At 60.0% G+C, this 15,770-nt stretch carries 21 protein-coding genes; 13 read left to right on the top strand and 8 right to left on the bottom strand.

Annotated features, from left to right (window positions below; translation table 11 throughout):
* Positions 1–52 precede the first annotated feature (52 nt).
* The 4 genes from ABOK31_RS02435 (at position 53) to ABOK31_RS02450 (ending at position 2,712) form a co-directional block, all read left to right on the top strand.
* Entirely contained in the window at positions 53–1,012 is a 960-nt protein-coding gene (locus ABOK31_RS02435; RefSeq protein ID WP_349957657.1) for a heme o synthase, read from the top strand.
* The gene (locus tag ABOK31_RS02440) at positions 1,009–1,149 is read left to right on the top strand and encodes a hypothetical protein (protein ID WP_349959060.1); all 141 of its coding nucleotides are present in this window, start codon (positions 1,009–1,011) and stop codon (positions 1,147–1,149) included. Before ABOK31_RS02435 ends, ABOK31_RS02440 begins: the two co-directional genes overlap by 4 nt.
* Positions 1,150–1,158: 9 nt before the next feature.
* Positions 1,159–1,770, top strand: coding sequence for a cytochrome c oxidase assembly protein (locus tag ABOK31_RS02445; RefSeq protein ID WP_349957658.1), 612 nt, complete (start codon positions 1,159–1,161; stop codon positions 1,768–1,770).
* 63 nt (positions 1,771–1,833) lie between these two features.
* Positions 1,834–2,712, top strand: a complete 879-nt coding sequence (locus ABOK31_RS02450; RefSeq protein ID WP_349957659.1) for a cytochrome c oxidase subunit 3 — start codon at positions 1,834–1,836, stop codon at positions 2,710–2,712.
* A gap of 62 nt (positions 2,713–2,774) precedes the next feature.
* On the opposite strand, the gene ABOK31_RS02455 is transcribed toward ABOK31_RS02450, so the two are convergent.
* On the bottom strand, positions 2,775–3,425 hold the full coding sequence (locus ABOK31_RS02455; protein ID WP_349957660.1) for a chloramphenicol phosphotransferase: 651 nt from the start codon (positions 3,423–3,425) through the stop codon (positions 2,775–2,777).
* A gap of 149 nt (positions 3,426–3,574) precedes the next feature.
* Between ABOK31_RS02455 and ABOK31_RS02460 the strand changes: the two genes are divergently transcribed.
* From ABOK31_RS02460 to rnhA, 5 genes are all read left to right on the top strand, one after another.
* A complete protein-coding gene (locus tag ABOK31_RS02460; RefSeq protein ID WP_174173806.1) occupies positions 3,575–3,994 on the top strand; it encodes a DUF983 domain-containing protein in 420 nt (139 codons plus the stop codon).
* Positions 3,987–4,748: an SURF1 family protein gene (locus ABOK31_RS02465; RefSeq protein ID WP_174173807.1), complete on the top strand. Its 762-nt coding sequence runs from the start codon at positions 3,987–3,989 to the stop codon at positions 4,746–4,748. The genes ABOK31_RS02460 and ABOK31_RS02465 overlap by 8 nt, the downstream gene beginning before the upstream one ends.
* 160 nt (positions 4,749–4,908) lie before the next feature.
* A complete protein-coding gene (ispH, locus tag ABOK31_RS02470) occupies positions 4,909–5,916 on the top strand; it encodes a 4-hydroxy-3-methylbut-2-enyl diphosphate reductase (RefSeq protein ID WP_174173808.1) in 1,008 nt (335 codons plus the stop codon).
* A 205-nt stretch (positions 5,917–6,121) separates the two neighbouring features.
* Positions 6,122–7,087 carry a homoserine kinase gene (locus ABOK31_RS02475; RefSeq protein ID WP_174173809.1) on the top strand — a complete coding sequence of 322 codons (966 nt, stop codon included), beginning with the start codon at positions 6,122–6,124 and terminating at the stop codon, positions 7,085–7,087.
* Entirely contained in the window at positions 7,084–7,524 is a 441-nt protein-coding gene (rnhA, locus tag ABOK31_RS02480) for a ribonuclease HI (protein WP_174173810.1), read from the top strand. The genes ABOK31_RS02475 and rnhA overlap by 4 nt, the downstream gene beginning before the upstream one ends.
* A gap of 45 nt (positions 7,525–7,569) precedes the next feature.
* Here the strand turns inward: rnhA and ABOK31_RS02485 are convergent, their stop codons facing one another.
* Positions 7,570–8,460 carry a dihydrodipicolinate synthase family protein gene (locus ABOK31_RS02485; protein WP_349957664.1) on the bottom strand — a complete coding sequence of 297 codons (891 nt, stop codon included), beginning with the start codon at positions 8,458–8,460 and terminating at the stop codon, positions 7,570–7,572.
* Positions 8,461–8,653: 193 nt separating this feature from the next.
* Positions 8,654–9,262 carry a LysE/ArgO family amino acid transporter gene (locus tag ABOK31_RS02490; RefSeq protein ID WP_349957665.1) on the bottom strand — a complete coding sequence of 203 codons (609 nt, stop codon included), beginning with the start codon at positions 9,260–9,262 and terminating at the stop codon, positions 8,654–8,656.
* A gap of 100 nt (positions 9,263–9,362) precedes the next feature.
* Between ABOK31_RS02490 and ABOK31_RS02495 the strand changes: the two genes are divergently transcribed.
* The gene (locus ABOK31_RS02495) at positions 9,363–10,262 is read left to right on the top strand and encodes a LysR family transcriptional regulator ArgP (RefSeq protein WP_349957667.1); all 900 of its coding nucleotides are present in this window, start codon (positions 9,363–9,365) and stop codon (positions 10,260–10,262) included.
* Between the two features lie 213 nt (positions 10,263–10,475).
* Positions 10,476–10,784, top strand: coding sequence for a Dabb family protein (locus ABOK31_RS02500; RefSeq protein ID WP_174173814.1), 309 nt, complete (start codon positions 10,476–10,478; stop codon positions 10,782–10,784).
* Between the two features lie 49 nt (positions 10,785–10,833).
* On the opposite strand, the gene ABOK31_RS02505 is transcribed toward ABOK31_RS02500, so the two are convergent.
* The 3 genes from ABOK31_RS02505 to ABOK31_RS02515 are packed head-to-tail and all read right to left on the bottom strand — an operon-like array spanning position 10,834 to position 13,407.
* Positions 10,834–11,736, bottom strand: a complete 903-nt coding sequence (locus tag ABOK31_RS02505) for a zinc ABC transporter substrate-binding protein (RefSeq protein WP_174173815.1) — start codon at positions 11,734–11,736, stop codon at positions 10,834–10,836.
* Positions 11,737–11,755: 19 nt separating this feature from the next.
* Positions 11,756–12,628: a metal ABC transporter permease gene (locus ABOK31_RS02510; RefSeq protein WP_349957668.1), complete on the bottom strand. Its 873-nt coding sequence runs from the start codon at positions 12,626–12,628 to the stop codon at positions 11,756–11,758.
* On the bottom strand, positions 12,625–13,407 hold the full coding sequence (locus ABOK31_RS02515; RefSeq protein WP_349957670.1) for an ABC transporter ATP-binding protein: 783 nt from the start codon (positions 13,405–13,407) through the stop codon (positions 12,625–12,627). The genes ABOK31_RS02510 and ABOK31_RS02515 overlap by 4 nt, the downstream gene beginning before the upstream one ends.
* A gap of 307 nt (positions 13,408–13,714) precedes the next feature.
* Here ABOK31_RS02515 and ABOK31_RS02520 point away from each other — a divergent pair, with 307 nt between their 5' ends.
* Together ABOK31_RS02520 and ABOK31_RS02525 are read left to right on the top strand one after the other, a co-directional pair.
* Positions 13,715–13,960 (top strand): type II toxin-antitoxin system ParD family antitoxin, encoded by a 246-nt coding sequence (locus ABOK31_RS02520; protein ID WP_174173818.1) that lies wholly within the window; start codon positions 13,715–13,717, stop codon positions 13,958–13,960.
* Positions 13,961–14,269: a type II toxin-antitoxin system RelE/ParE family toxin gene (locus ABOK31_RS02525; RefSeq protein WP_174173819.1), complete on the top strand. Its 309-nt coding sequence runs from the start codon at positions 13,961–13,963 to the stop codon at positions 14,267–14,269.
* Between the two features lie 46 nt (positions 14,270–14,315).
* Here ABOK31_RS02525 and ABOK31_RS02530 read toward each other — a convergent pair whose 3' ends face one another.
* Both ABOK31_RS02530 and ABOK31_RS02535 read right to left on the bottom strand, forming a co-directional pair.
* A complete protein-coding gene (locus ABOK31_RS02530; RefSeq protein ID WP_349957672.1) occupies positions 14,316–14,801 on the bottom strand; it encodes a peroxiredoxin in 486 nt (161 codons plus the stop codon).
* Between the two features lie 84 nt (positions 14,802–14,885).
* Positions 14,886–15,713, bottom strand: a complete 828-nt coding sequence (locus tag ABOK31_RS02535; RefSeq protein ID WP_174173821.1) for a protein-disulfide reductase DsbD domain-containing protein — start codon at positions 15,711–15,713, stop codon at positions 14,886–14,888.
* Between the last annotated feature and the right edge of the window lie 57 nt (positions 15,714–15,770).

Here is a 15,770-nt window from a genome sequence, read left to right on the forward strand (position 1 = left end):
TCCGGACGCCGTGCCAAGCGGCGTCCGGCTCAACTGACAATTGGAAGAGAGAATGACGGTCATCGACAATCACGAAGCGCTCGCGAAGCAAGGCGAAACCGGCCTGTCGGAAGCGGGTGCGCGCGATTATTTCGAGCTTCTGAAGCCGCGCGTGATGTCGCTGGTCGTCTTTACGGCCTTCACCGGTCTCGTGCTGGCGCCTGGCCATATCAATCCGGTTCTCGGCTTCATCGCCATTCTCTGCATTGCTGTCGGCGCAGGTGCGTCTGGCGCGCTGAACATGTGGTATGACGCCGACATCGATGCGGTGATGACCCGCACCGCACGTCGGCCAATACCCTCAGGCCGCATCAATCCTTCGGAAGCACTGGCCTTCGGTCTGGTACTGTCCGGCTTCTCGGTGACGATCCTAGGGCTGGCGATCAACTGGCTTTCCGCCGGTATTCTCGCCTTTACCATTTTCTTTTATGCCGTCGTCTACACGATGTGGCTGAAGCGCTCGACGCCGCAGAACATCGTTATCGGCGGTGCGGCCGGCGCATTTCCGCCCGTCATCGGCTGGGCTTGCGTGACGGGCACGGTGCCGATGGAAAGCATTGTGCTTTTCCTCATCATCTTCCTCTGGACTCCGGCCCATTTCTGGGCACTGGCGCTTTTCAAGATGGGCGATTACGAGGCCGTCGGCGTGCCGATGCTGCCGAATGTCTCGGGTATTCCGACGACGAAGAACCAGATTGTCGTCTATGCCGTGCTCACCGCCATCGTCGGCGTCGTGCCGACATTCATGGGCTTTGCAAGCCTCGGCTACGGCGTCGTTGCCGCCGTACTCGGCGTGATCTTCGTGCACTGTTCCATCGCCGTCTGGCGCATGGCCGATGGCGACGTGAAGATGGTGCCGGCAAAGAAGCTCTTCGGCTTTTCCATTTTCTATCTCTTCGCGATCTTTTCAGCGCTGCTGATCGACCGGCTCATCGCCGTGCTGATGTCGGGCAGTGCCGGAGGCTGGCTATGATCGAAGTCGTCAAGCTGACGGACGCGCAGAAGAAATCGCGGCGAGGGCGCAACATCGCGCTCGGCTTGGTGCTTGCTGGCCTGGTGGTGCTGTTTTACGTGATCACCATCATCAAGGTCGGTTCCGGACACGTTTGAGGAGGCGTCATGGAGGGGGAGGTCACAAAGAGCACAAGAAACGGCGGCCGTAACAACGGGCTGGTCGTTGCCATGTGCCTGAGCTTCGTCGTCGGCATGAGCGCCATGTGCGCCGCTGCCGTGCCGCTCTATCGCATGTTCTGTCAGGTGACGGGCTATAACGGCACGACGCAGCGCGTCGAACAGGTGTCGAACGTCATTCTCGACAAGCCGATCCAGGTTTCCTTCGACGCCAATGTGGCGCCCGGCCTGCCATGGGATTTCAAGCCGCTGCAGGCGTCGGTGAGCCCGAAGATCGGCGAGACGGTCGAGGTAAAATTCCAGATCGAGAACAAGTCGGACAAGATGGAGCGCGGCCAGGCGATCTTCAACGTCACGCCGCTGGAAGCAGGCGTCTATTTCAACAAGGTCCAGTGTTTCTGCTTCAACGAGACGGATCTCGCGCCCGGTGAGAAGCGCGAGATGTCGGTGGTTTTCTACGTCGATCCCGAGATCGCCAAGGCTCCGGAAACCAAGACGATCAATGCGCTGACATTGTCCTATACCTATTACCCACGGGAAGGCACAAAGCCCGTGGCATCCAACGATGCCGCAGGGCGGCCGGTGGAAAAGAAGCTTTGATGGAGAGTGCTTCTCGGTTTGACCGGAAGCAATATGGGAAAAAGTTATTCGGGGATTGCTGATATGGCCGAGGCGCATCAGAGAAAACACGACTATCACATTATCGACCCCAGCCCGTGGCCGATTACCGCGGCCATAGGGGCCTTCGTGCTCACATTGGGAGGCGTCGGCTTCATGCGCTACCTGAACGGCAGCGCGTTTCACTTATTTGGACTGAACCTAGCGCATCCTTGGCTGTTCTTCATCGGCCTCGCCGTGATTCTCTTCGTCATGTATGCTTGGTGGGCCGATACGATCAAGGAAGCGCATGAGGGCGCGCATACCCGCGTCGTCTCGCTGCATCTGCGCTACGGCATGATCATGTTCATCGCCTCCGAGGTGATGTTCTTCGTCGCCTGGTTTTGGGCCTATTTCGATGTCAGCCTGTTCCCGAACGAGGCGATCCAGGCATCGCGTACCGCCTTCCTCGGCGGCCAGTTTCCGCCGAAGGGCCTTGAGGTCCTCGACCCCTGGCACCTGCCGATCTACAACACCATCATCCTGCTTCTATCGGGCACTACAGTCACCTGGGCGCACCATGCGCTGCTGCATGGTGACCGCAAGGGGCTGATCCAGGGTCTGACGCTGACGGTTCTCCTCGGCGCGCTGTTCTCCTGCGTCCAGGCCTATGAGTACGCGCATGCACCCTTCGAGTTCAAGAACTCGATCTATGGTGCGACCTTCTTCATGGCGACCGGCTTCCATGGCTTCCACGTCCTGATCGGTACGATCTTCCTGCTGATTTGCCTGGTTCGCGCTATCCGCGGTGATTTCACGCCGAAGCAGCATTTCGGCTTCGAAGCGGCCGCCTGGTACTGGCACTTCGTCGACGTCGTCTGGCTGTTCCTGTTCTTCTGCATCTACATCTGGGGCAGCTGGGGTGCGCCGGTCGCGGCCGGTTGATCGGCATCGATCTCTGGAAAACAAAAGGCGGGCGCTTGGCGTCCGCCTTTTGTTTTGTTTCCTCAATCCCCTGAGGCAATTCTCTCGAATGCAGTCGGACGAGGCAGGCCTCCGGCAAGTAACTGCCGGATTTCTTCGGCACAGGCCTTAGAGCTCTTTACTGATGTATCGACCTCCAGATCGTAGATGCCCGGCCGGTGCACATGCTCCTGCCAGGCAATGACCGGCGCCGGGACAGGCATATCCGCTCCGACTGCAACATAGGTGCCTTGTCTTTCCGGTCCTTCCGCCAATCGCCGCTGCATCACAACATCGAGGGGACAGCGCACGCCGACGAACAAAACGGGCAGCCCTGCAAGCAACCGGGCACAATCGGCCAGGATGCCGAGCGGTTGCGAATAGGCGTCGTGATGGCCGAATTCGGCGACCACGTTCAGTCCCATACGGCTATGTGCGGCGATCGAAGCATAGAGTGCGGCATAAAAGCGCGGAACCAGCGGTTCGAGGCCAGGCCGCTCGCCGCCGGGGCGTAGACCGATGCCCGGACGATAGCGTTCGGGCGTGATGTGTCGCACATAGGCGTCGACACCGAGATTGACCCACACGCCCTCGAAATCAGCCTGTATCGCCTCGACGATGCTGCTTTTTCCGGATCGCGGCGCACCGTTGAGAATGACGATCTGGCCGGGTGGCGAGCCTTCGCTGAATGCCATGAATTCAATCCTTTTCGCATGTTTTTCAGGCTGATGGGGAGGGCTTGGGAGCTTTTCGATTGGACGGATGCGCGCATCGCGGCTAGTTATAATGACAGGGGGCGGGATTCACATGATCGCCCGCAATGGTAGCCGATCGAGATAGAACTTTGACCTCAGAGCAAGACAAGACGCCGGAAGAGGCATCCCATAGCGACAGCGCTCTCTTTGCGCCCGTTGATCCGTTCAAGGTCGGTATACAGGGATGTTGCCCCCGTTGCGGCCAAGGCAAGCTCTTCAACGGATTATTGTCGCTGAAGCCGCGCTGTGCCGCTTGCGATCTCGACTATGCCTTTGCGGATGCCGGTGACGGCCCGGCTGTCTTCGTCATCTTGATCGTCGGCTTCATCGTCATCGGCTCGGTCTTGTGGATGCAGATCAATTATGCGCCGCCGGTGTGGGTCTACATAGTGCTGTTCGCGCCGTTGACGATCATCCTGTCGCTTTTATCCCTGCGCTGGTGCAAGGGCATTCTGATCGCGCTCCAGTATCGCAACAATGCCAGCGAAGGGCGTGTACACCGTGACTGAGTCCGCAGTGCCCGTGCGCCGCGCCAATCTCTTGTGGCAGATAGGCAAGGCACTGCTTCTTCTCGCTGCGCTGGTCATCCTGCTCGGGCTTGGCACCTGGCAGGTGGAGCGATTGCAGTGGAAAGAAGGGCTGCTGGCCGACATCGCCGCTCGCAAGGACGCACCCGCCGTACCTTTGTCGGCGATCGAGACGATGGCGACATCCGGCGGCGACATCGAATATCGCGTCGTGACGGCGACCGGCCACTACCTCAATGATAAGGAGCGGCATTTCCTCGCTACCTATGACGGCGATCCCGGCTATCACATCTATACGCCTTTGCAGCTGGACGATGGCCGCTACGTCTTCGTCAACAGAGGCTTCGTACCTACCGAGGCCAAGGAGCCTGAAAAACGCAAGCAGGGTGAATTGACCGGCGAACAGACCGTTATCGGCCTTGCCCGCGCCAAACTTACCGAGCGGCCCGACGGCATGCCGGACAATGATCTTGGCAAGAACATCTTCTTCTGGAAGGATCTGGATGTCATGGCGTCCAGTGTCGGCCTGCCGAAGGACAAGGTGCTGCCGTTCTTCATCGATGCCGACAAGACGCCCAATCCGGCAGGCCTGCCCATTGGCGGTGTTACCATCATCGATCTGCCGAACAATCACCTGCAATATGCGGTGACATGGTATGGGTTGGCAGTGGCGCTGGCGGCAATCGTGGCGATATCCTGGTGGCGCAAGCGCCATCCGGACGCACCCTCACAATAGAGACATGCAATAGAATAGCTTCATTTCGATGGAATATTCGGCTAGAGCATGATCCCGAAAGTGCGCAGCGGTTTTCGATAAAATCATGCGGACTGAATGGAGCAGGCGGCAGGGGAGCCCTATCTATGGCTCAGCCATTGTCGCGCATTTCGGAAGAGATATGAACATAGCCGTTTCCAAACCTGACCTGACCATCCGGCTTTGCGGGCCGCGCGGCTTCTGCGCCGGCGTCGACCGCGCCATCCAGATCGTCGTTCTGGCGCTGAAGGCCTATGGCGCGCCGGTTTATGTTCGCCACGAAATCGTTCACAACCGCTATGTCGTCGAGGGGCTGGAGGCCAAGGGCGCCATCTTCGTCGAGGAACTGGATGAAATCCCGGCCGAGCATCGCGCCCAGCCCGTCGTTTTCTCGGCCCATGGCGTGCCGAAATCCGTGCCGGCCGATGCCGATGCGCGCAATCTCTTCTATCTCGATGCCACCTGTCCGCTGGTCTCGAAGGTGCACAAGCAGGCCATGCGCCATAATCGCCTTGGCCGCCACGTCGTGCTGATCGGCCATGCCGGTCACCCGGAAGTGATCGGCACCATGGGCCAGCTGCCCGAGGGTACCGTGTCGCTGATCGAGACGGTGGAGGATGCCGACGTCTACGAGCCGGCTGATCCCGACAATCTCGGTTTCGTCACGCAGACGACGCTTTCGGTCGACGATACCGCCGGCGTTATTGCAAGGCTGCAGGAGCGCTTCCCCAATCTCACGGCGCCGGCCGCCGACTCGATTTGCTATGCCACCACCAACCGCCAGGAAGTGGTGAAGGAGGCGGCTCCCGGCTGCGATCTTTTCATCGTCGTCGGTGCTCCGAATTCGTCCAACTCCAAACGCCTCGTCGAAGTGGCGCTCCGGGCAGGGGCGAAGAAATCCGTTCTCGTCCAGCGCGCCTCGGAGATCGACTGGGACAATATCGGCGATATCGAGACGGTCGGCCTCTCGGCTGGTGCATCTGCGCCAGAAGTCATCGTCAATGAGATCATCGAAGCCTTCCGCGCCCGCTACAATGCTGTGGTGGAACTTGCTGAAACTGTGAAGGAAACCGAGAATTTCCTCGTCAATCGCGAGCTTCGCAGTATAGAGCTGACGACAGCAGACATGGCTTTCGTCAACGGCGAATGAGAGGGCCATCTCGCCCTTCGAGGCCTTGCCGCTTGCGCTACGCTGCATCGACAAGGCACCTCAGGGTGAGAGGACAAGAGTTTCGCCACCTAGCGCCAAAGATCAGCCCTCATGGTGAGGAGGCCCTCCTGAGCTTGTCGAAGGGGCCGTCTCGAACCACGAGGGCTGATGGTGACGGTGGACAGCGTGTATCAAGGAATAGTTCGTGGCCGTTTATACCGATATTACCGAAGACGATTTGAAGTGGTTCCTGACCGAATATGATGTCGGCGAGTTGCTCTCCTACAAGGGCATTGCCGAGGGCGTCGAGAATTCGAACTTCCTGCTGCATACGAGCCGCGATCCGCTGATCCTGACGCTCTATGAGAAGCGCGTCGACAAGGGCGATCTGCCGTTCTTCCTGGGGTTGATGCAGCACCTGGCAAGCCGCGGCCTGTCTTGCCCACTGCCGCTGCCGCGCCGCGATGGCGCCCTGCTCGGCCATCTCTCCGGCCGCCCGGCGGCTTTGATCTCCTTCCTCGAAGGCATGTGGCTGCGCAAGCCGGAGGCGCATCATTGCCGCGAAGTTGGCAAGGCGCTGGCCGCCATGCACATTGCCGGCGAGGGCTTCGAGATCCGCCGCCCGAACGCACTGTCGCTCGACGGCTGGCAGGCGCTCTGGGAAAAGTCCGAGGCGCGCGCCGACGAAGTCGAAGCCGGCCTGCAGGATGAGATCCGCGGCGAGCTTGATTTCCTCGGAAAGCATTGGCCGAAGGATCTGCCCGAAGGCGTCATCCATGCCGATCTTTTTCCGGACAATGTCTTCTTCTTAGGCGACATGCTCTCCGGCCTGATCGATTTCTATTTCGCCTGCAACGATCAGCTCGCCTATGACGTCTCGATCTGCCTCAACGCCTGGTGCTTCGAGAAGGATCACGCCTACAACATCACCAAGGGCATGGCGTTGCTCGAGGGGTATCAGAGCGTGCGGCCGCTGAGCGAGGCGGAAATCGCCGCCTTGCCGACGCTGGCACGCGGCTCGGCGCTGCGCTTCTTCCTGACCCGCCTCTATGACTGGCTGACGACGCCGGCCGGCGCGATGGTCACCAAGAAGGACCCGATCGAATATCTGCGCAAGCTGCGCTTCCACCGCCAGATCGCCTCATCAGCCGAATATGGGCTGAAGGCATGAAGCACGTCGATATCTTCACCGACGGCGCCTGCTCCGGCAATCCCGGTCCCGGCGGCTGGGGCGCGGTGCTTCGTTACGGCGAGGTGGAAAAGGAACTGTCCGGCGGCGAGGCGGATACGACCAACAACCGCATGGAGCTGATGGCGGCGATCTCCGCACTATCAGCCCTGAAGAGCCCTTGCGAAGTCGATCTCTACACCGACAGTGTCTACGTCAAGGATGGCATCACCAAGTGGATCTTCGGCTGGAAGAAGAACGGCTGGAAGACCGCGGACAAGAAACCGGTGAAGAATGCCGAGCTCTGGCAGGCGCTGGACGAGGCCTATAACAGGCACAAAGTGACGCTGCACTGGGTCAAGGGTCATGCCGGCCATCCGGAGAACGAGCGGGCCGACGAGCTGGCGCGCAAGGGCATGGAGCCTTTCAAGCGGAAGTAGATCCGCTTGCGATAGGGTGGAAATTGCTGCGTCGCGCCGAAGCGGTCAAGTCAGAATATGATCGAGCGCGCTTTTCACTCGCGGCTTTTCGGCTGCAGAGAGCGGCAGGATCGGGCGCGGTGGATCGACCCGGCAAAGGTCGAGCGCTTCCGCAATCGCATACATGACACGGAAGCTGCCGAACTCTTTGAACAGGTTCCATAGCGGCTGGAACTTTTGATCAAGCCGTTCGACCTCGGCGGTATCGCCGGCTTGGGCCGCCCTTGTGAGCGCCAGTGCCTCGGCGGGCAGCAGGCCGGCGACCACGCTGTACCAGGCGTCCGAACCGGCCAGCAGCCCGGCCGCCGCTCCCCAATCGCCGCTATAGCCGATGGCGAAGCCCTTTGGCGTTTCCTGGCGCAGACGCGACATCTCTTCCTTGAAATCGCCCCGTTGCGGCAGAGGCATCTTCACCGCCACGATATTCGCCACCTTTGCCAGCCGGGCAATCAGTCCATCGCTGAATGTGAATTTCGTCGTGCCGGGATTGTTGTAGATGCAGAGCGGCAGGTCGCCGGCTTCCGCGACGGCAACGAAGTGCTGGTAGACCTCTTCCTCAAGCAATGGCGTATAGGACACGGGGGCTAGCAGCAGCCCGTCCGCTCCGGCGGCCTTGGCATCGCGCGCCAATGCCTGCGCCTCGTCGGTTCGCAGCGCCCCAACCCCGACAATGACGGGGATCTTGCCGCCGACGCTGGCAATTGTCGCCTGCACGGCGCGACGGCGCTCGTCGCGTGAAAGAAAAGCGTAACCGCCGGTACTGCCGAGCAAGCCGATGGAGTCGGCGCCAGCGAGACGGATGCGCTCGAGCAGGCGCGTGAGCGCTGCAATGTCCAGGCGGCCGGAAGTATCGGTCGGGGTAATCGGAAAGGCTGAAAGGCCGGTAAAAAGCGTCACGACTGTCTTCCTTCTCTGTCAGGCTCCGGACAATGGCGGGGATAGAAAGCCGGTTGTCCCGAAAGGCAGGGGCCGAATTCGCCTATGCCTAACATCGCACAGCCGCCGATGATAGCCATATGTCCTCGATCGGAATATCGGATGTTCTCAAGCCGCTTCATGCGAATGCGCATCCATGAAGCCGTCGCAAATCTCATACTCCGCTCAGCAGCTTGGTGGCGATCATCCACATGGTAAAGGCGATGAGTGTTTCCAGAATGCGCCAGGACGAGGGTTTCGCGAAGATCGGCCTCAGCCATCTCGCGCCAAAGCCGAGCGAAAAGAAGAACAGGAAAGAGCCCGTCATGGCACCCGCCGCAAATGAAACCTCATGTCCCGGAAACCGGGTCGAGATGGTGCCAAGCAGAGCGACCGTGTCGAGATAGACATGCGGATTGAGCCAGGTGAGCGCCAGGCACATGGCAAGTGTCTGCCGAAAACTGGATGATTTCGTCTCTCCGGCAGCAAGCACCGCGGATGAACGAAAGGCGGAATAGAGGCTCTTGGCTCCATACCAGACGAGGAACGCCGCTCCCGCATAGCGCATCACTGGATCGAGCCAGGGCAATAGCGCGGAGATCTGGCGGAAGCTCGTCACCCCGAGGACGATGAGCGCGGCATCGGAAAGCGCACAAGCAAGGCAGACTGCGAACACATGCTCGTTGCGAAGACCTTGACGCAGGACGAAAGCGTTCTGCGCGCCGATCGCGACAATCAGGCTGAGCCCCATCATCAGGCCCGTCATATAGATCGAAAAATTCATGCCTGCCGAAATGCTCCAAAACCAATGAGCATTTCCGGTATCGACATAAGTGGATGTAGGCTAATTAATGTTGCTAATCTTGATTAAGAGAAACTAATCCATGCTTGACTATTCCGCTCTCCGTGCCGTTTCCATCGTCGTCCAGACAGGTAGCTTCGAAAAGGCGGCCACCATTCTCAACGTCACGCCTTCGGCCGTCTCGCAGCGGGTGAAACAGCTCGAAGAACGCCTCGGCATCGTCCTGATCGTCAGGGGCAGTCCCTGCACCGCGACGGAGAAGGGCGAATGGCTCTGCCGCCATATGGAGAATGTCGGCATGCTCGAAGACGAGCTGTTCGGGCACCTGCCGGCCCTCGTCGATCCGGGTGAACCAAAACAAAGGGTCACGCTTCACATAGCCACGAATGCCGATAGCCTCGGGACGTGGTTCGTGCAGGCCATATCGGGTTTTGCCAAACGCTCCCCCTATCTGCTGAATATCGCCATCGATGATCAGGATCATACCGCCGAATGGCTGCAGCGCGGGCGGGTCATTGCAGCCGTCACCGGCCTGGAGAAGCCGATCCAGGGATGCCGGCGCACATCCCTCGGCGCGCTCCGGTATCATGCGACGGCAAGCCCCGATTTCATGGCCCGGCATTTTGCAAGGGGCGTTACCCCTGAAGCGATCCGGAACGCGCCGGCCTTGACCTTCAATCAGAAGGACAGGCTTCAAAGCCGGTGGATACGCCAGACATTCGGTGAGGACTTCGCCTATCCGAGCCACTGGCTGCCTTCGACCCAAGGCTTCGTTGACGCCAGTCTTTCAGGCATGGGATGGGGGATGAATCCCATCCAGCTGATACGGGAGCATCTGGAGACCGGGCGTCTGGTCGAGCTGATCCCGGGCACGCCGTTGGACATTCCATTATATTGGCAAGTGAACCGTTTCGCGGCCGACCGGCTTGCCGAACTGACACGCGAGATCACTGCGACAGCCAAAGCTCATCTGCTGGGTTGAATGAGGTCGCGCCGCAGCCGTTGCGGCACAGAGGTCTGAAATCACTGCCGCAGCGCCTTGCCCCGCTGCCCTTTCCCTTTATGCTGGCCGCGATTTTGGAGCAATTCCAGGAAAAGTGCGTAGCGGTTTTCCGGCCGGAATTGCGTAAAAACAAATGGACAGAGCATTTTCGCATTCAAAGAAAAGCGGAAAGGCTCCAAAGGAGGCTCACCTATGATCCTGCATTGCGTTTTCCTTCGGCTCAAATCCGCCATGACATCGGAAGAGAAGAGGGCTCTCTTCGACTCGGTGGTCGCACTGCAGAAGGTCATTCCCGGCATTGTCGATGTGAAACACGGGCCGAATGTCTCGCCGGAGGGCTTGCATGGCGGCTTCGCCGATGGATTTGTCGTCACGTTCGAGAGTGCGGAAGCGCGCGATGCTTATCTGGTGCATCCCGATCACGTCGCCGTCGGCGAGCGTATCGTTTCGTCCACGGACGGCGGTCTGGCCGGCCTGATGGTCTTCGACTTCAACATTTAAGCGGTGGGATCGCCGGCAATCCATGCCTGCGACCACACTCATTCCATGGTCAGCTCGACTTCGCCATCGCTGCGGCGAGCTGGTCAACGTTATAACGGAACATTTTTTCGTAAGTCGAAGCCGGCCCGTTGGACTTGGAGAGAGCCTCGACATAAAGCTCGCCGCCGGGCTCGGCGCCGGTTGCCTTGGCGACCTGCTTGACGAGGCGGGGATCGTTCGAGTTTTCGAAGAAATAGGTCTTCACATGCTCGGTCTTGATCTGCTCGATCAGCTTGGCGACGTTGGCGGCCGAAGCTTCCGTTTCCGTGGAGACGCCGAGCGGCGACAGGAAGCTGACCTTGTATTCGCGGCCGAAATAGCCGAAGGCGTCGTGGCTTGTCAGCACCTTGCGGCGATCATCCGGGATCTTGTCGAATTTGCCGTGCGCATAGGTGTCGAGCTCGGTCAGAACCTTCGTATAGCGTTCGGCATTGGCCTTGAAATCGGCGGCGTCGGCCGGATCGGCAGCGGACAAAGCCTTTTCGATATTGGCGACCCAGATTTTCACGTTGACCGGGCTGTTCCACACATGCGGATCGGTGACCGTCTTGCCGTCGTCGACCATCGTGCGGGTGTTGATACCCTCGGAAGCGACAACAGGCGTTCCCTTGTAGCCGGAGGCGCTGATCAGCCGGTCCATCCAGCCTTCCAGGCCTTCGCCGCTGACGAAGACGACCTTGGCGGCGTTCAGCGTCTTGGCATCGGCCGGCGAGGGCTCGAATTCATGGGGATCGCCGTTCGGGCCGACGAGGCTCGACACTTTCACATGGTCGCCGCCGACATGCTTGACGACATCGGCAAGCACCGTGAAGGACGCGACGACATCGAGCGTCTCGGCGGAGGCCGGACGGGCGATGCCGAAGGCGACGAAGGCTGCCGCAGCGGCGGAGAGGAGCAGTCTCTGTTTGTTCATGCGAGTCTCCTTGTTTGGATTAGCCCCGGAGATGGGGACGGGGGAAGAACCGTCGGGCAAGGCCCGAGGGTGCGAAGAGAATGGAGAAGCCGTAGATCAGGCTGGCGGTGATGATGATCGTCGGGCCTGAGGCGAATTCGAGGTGATACGAGGCGATGAGGCCGATATAGCCGGAAGCCATTGCGGTGCCCGTGGCGATCGCCATCATGGCGGGCAGGCTGCGCGACCAGAGCTGCGCCACGGCCGCCGGCAGCATCATCAGGCCGACGGCCATCAGCGTGCCGAGCGCCTGGAAGCTTGCGACGAGGTTGAGGACGACCAGCAGCAGGAACAGGAAGTGATAGAGCGGTCCGCGACCGCCGACGGCACGCAGGAAACCCGGATCGAAGCATTCCATCACGAGCGGCCGGTAGATGACGGCAAGCGCCAGCAGTGTTGCGGTTGTGATGGCGCCGATCTGGTAGAGGGCGGGCGCGTCGATCGCAAGGATGGTGCCGAAGAGCACATGCAGCAGGTCGATATTTGAGCCGCGCAGCGACACGATGAGCACGCCGAGCGCCAGCGAGGTGAGGTAGAAACTGGCAAAGCTCGCATCCTCCTGCAGCACGGTCGCGCGGCTGACGAGACCGGAGAGCAGCGCCACGGAGAGGCCGGCGACAAGGCCGCCAAGCCCCATCTCGGTGAGCGATAGGGATCCGGCAATGAGATAGCCGATGGCCGCTCCGGGCAGGACGGCATGGCTCATAGCGTCGCCCATCAGGCTCATGCGCCTGAGCATCAGGAAGACGCCGATCGGCCCGGAGCCAAGGCCGAGGCAGACGCAGGCGACCAGCGCGCGACGCATGAAGCCATAATCCGCAAAAGGCGCGAGGAATATATCGTAGGCGGTCATTCGGCCGGCTCCCGCTTCACCAACTCACCCTTGTCATGCTCGTCTTCCGGTAGGCATGCCCCGGCCTCCTCATCCCAGCGCTCGGCCATGGCGCGCGCCTTGATGAGATTGGTTGCGCTCATGACATCCTCCGTCCGGCCCCATCCCACGAGTTCGCGGGCGATCAGCAGCGTTTCGGGGAAATAGCTTCGCACCTGCTCGAAATCGTGCAGCACGGCGATGACCGTGCGTCCTTCCCGGTTCCATCGCAGCACGAGGTCGAGAAGATCGCGCGTCGTGCGCTGATCGATCGCGGTGAAGGGTTCATCCAGGAGAATGACGTGGGCATCCTGCAGCAGCAGCCTTGCGAAGAGTACACGCTGGAACTGCCCGGCCGAAAGCGCGCCGATATGCCTGTTCTCGAAGCCGGAAAGGCCGACGATGCCAAGCGCCTCGTGCGCTCGCTTCGCATCTTTCCGGGAGAACTGACCAAAAGCGCCTGCATTTTTCCACGCACCGAGCATGACGGTGTCGGCGACGGAAATCGGAAAGCGGCGATTGATATCGGCCGCTTGCGGCAGATAGCCGAAATCGTTGCGCGATAGCGCGCCACGATCGATCGATCCCTCCGCCGGCCGCAATTCGCCGACGATTGCCTTGAGCAAGGTCGATTTTCCCGCTCCGTTCGGCCCGGCAATCGCCGTCAGGCTGCCGGCAGCAAAGCCGCCCGAGATATGGTGCACGGCCGGATGACGCTCATAGGTGACGGTGAGATTGTCGAGGCGGATGATATCGCTCATGCCAGCGCCACCGCCCAGCCGATCGCTGCCCAGAGTATCGCTATGCCAACGACCACATAGGCAAGACGCATCAGAGCTGAACGCCCCATGAGGGACGACGCGAAAGGATCACGGTCAAAAGGCATCCAGAGGCTTTCAATTATGTAATAACATTACACGTAGTAGCCGATGAAATGCGGCGAAAAAGAGGCGGTAAGTGAATTGATGGCAGTTGAGCACCAGCAATTGGCGCTCTCCACCATTGATGCTATATATAGTGCATTATCTGTTATTCGGCAGTTCGCTGAGGCAGCGGGAGGCGACACATATGAATGTTTCTATCGGTGAGCGCTGGGAAAAATTCGTTGAGAAAACGGTGGAAGAGGGCCGCTATAGCTCTGCCAGCGAAGTTGTTCGAGAAGGTCTCCGGCTCGTGGAGGAGCGTGAGGCGAAAATAGCAGCCTTGCGGCGCACTCTGGAGGTATCGATCGCTCGTGGCGGCGACATATCTGACGAGGAACTGGGGGCTGCTTTGGAAGCCAAGGCTGTGGAACTGTCAGCGGAAGGCTATTGAGTGCCCCGGCTTCGTTATACAGCCGCAGCGCAGGACAGCATTCTTGATATTTTCGTATTTATAACCCGGCAAAGCGCCAGCCAAAAACTTGCTGTGCAGTTTACCGGGCAGCTACGTCGCAAATGCGCGCATCTCGCGGCTTTGCCGGGTCAAATGGGTCGCCTGCGGCCAGAGCTCGGAGACGATATGCGCAGCTTTGCATTTCGCGGCTATGTGATCTTCTTCCGCTATATCGATGATGTTTTCGAGGTTTTGAATGTGCTCGAAGGGCATCGCGATTTCGATGCCCATTTCAACGAAGAAGAATAAGGAAAGAGCGCCCATGAGGCGCTCTGCATTTTCCATTTGAACAATCTCAGAGCTGCTCGATCATCGCCGCAGCACCCGAAACCGTTGCCTGGCCTGGGCTTTCTTCGATGTTCAGCGTCTTCACCACGCCGTCTTCCACCAGCATGGAATAACGCTTGGAGCGGATACCAAGTCCACCGGCTGAGAGGTCGACGTCGAGACCGAGTGCCTTGGTGAAGGCGCCGTCCCAGTCGGCGAGGAAATGGATCTTGCCCATACCGCCGGACGATTGCGCCCAGGCGCCCATGACGTGCCAGTCGTTGATCGCGACGACGGCGATGTCATCGACGCCCTTGCCGAGAATGGTGTCGCGGTTTTCGAGAAAGCCCGGCAGGTGATTGAGCGAGCAGGTGGGCGTAAACGCGCCGGGCACGGCGAAGAGTACGACGCGCTTGCCGGCAAACAGCTGCTCGGTGCTGATCTCAACCGGGCCGTCGGCGGTCTTTTCCTTGAAGGTGGCGGCAGGCAGCTTGTCGCCGATTGCGATGGTCATGGCTCTCTCCTTGGGTCGTGGTTCCGGGGCCGTTCGAAGGGCCGCCGATGGTATGAAGACGGTTCGGGGAACTATAGATCCGGCCTATTCGAGCGCAAGAGTGGTTTCCATCGCCCGATCGCCGTCGACGATAAGGATGCTCCAGTTCTTGCCCTTCGGGTCATAATTCTTCGGCAGTTTGCCGATCTCTATATCAGCCGAGAAGGTAGTCCCGTCCCGCTTTGCATTCGCTTGCTGAAAGAACACATAGCCCGACGGACCCGTGACATAGATGTCTGGCGCCTTCCCGCTTGCTTCCGGCAGCGTCAGCTGCAGCGAAAGGCTCTTGGCGTCGGCGGAGATCCTATGGCTTTGGACGGTGAAATCCGGGGAGGGGGCCTGCGGTAGCTGGGCCTTCGCGGCATCGAGTACCGCCAGCTCGTGCGATGTCGGCTGTTCGTTTGCCGGCAGCGGCAGCGAAAGGTCGGCCTGGAACGGAATGCAGATATCCTTGCAGAGACCGATAAAGACCGTCAGATCGAGATTCGCCGGTGCCTTGCCGGCGACGCGAAGATCAAGCGGGAATGTGACGGGCGCATCGTAACCGATTTCCCTGATGGGACCGACGCTGATCGGCTTCGGTGTCGGATAGCCGGTGTTTTCCACGGTTACGCCGCTGCCGGGCGCCGGCGTCACCTGCGGCGGAATTCCACCCTGGCCCGGCTCGCGCCAATAGGTGATCCAACCCGGTTCCGGTTCGATCTGCAAGGCAGCGCGGACGTGCCCTTCGGCGTCCGGAGCCAAGGCAATCAGGCGCATTCTGCCGCCCTCGTTGTCCACCCAATCGCTCGTTGCGGCATGGGCCGTTGTGATGGTGAGCAGGAGAGTGGCGACGAGGGCCGACAGGCGGGCGGTGGTCTTTATTTCAATCATGAAACAAGGATTTAGCGGATTGGAGCGCGAGGAGCCAGCACGACCGAGAAGACAAAT

Source organism: Rhizobium sp. ZPR4, from assembly GCF_040215725.1.
Classification (GTDB): domain Bacteria; phylum Pseudomonadota; class Alphaproteobacteria; order Rhizobiales; family Rhizobiaceae; genus Rhizobium; species Rhizobium rhizogenes_D.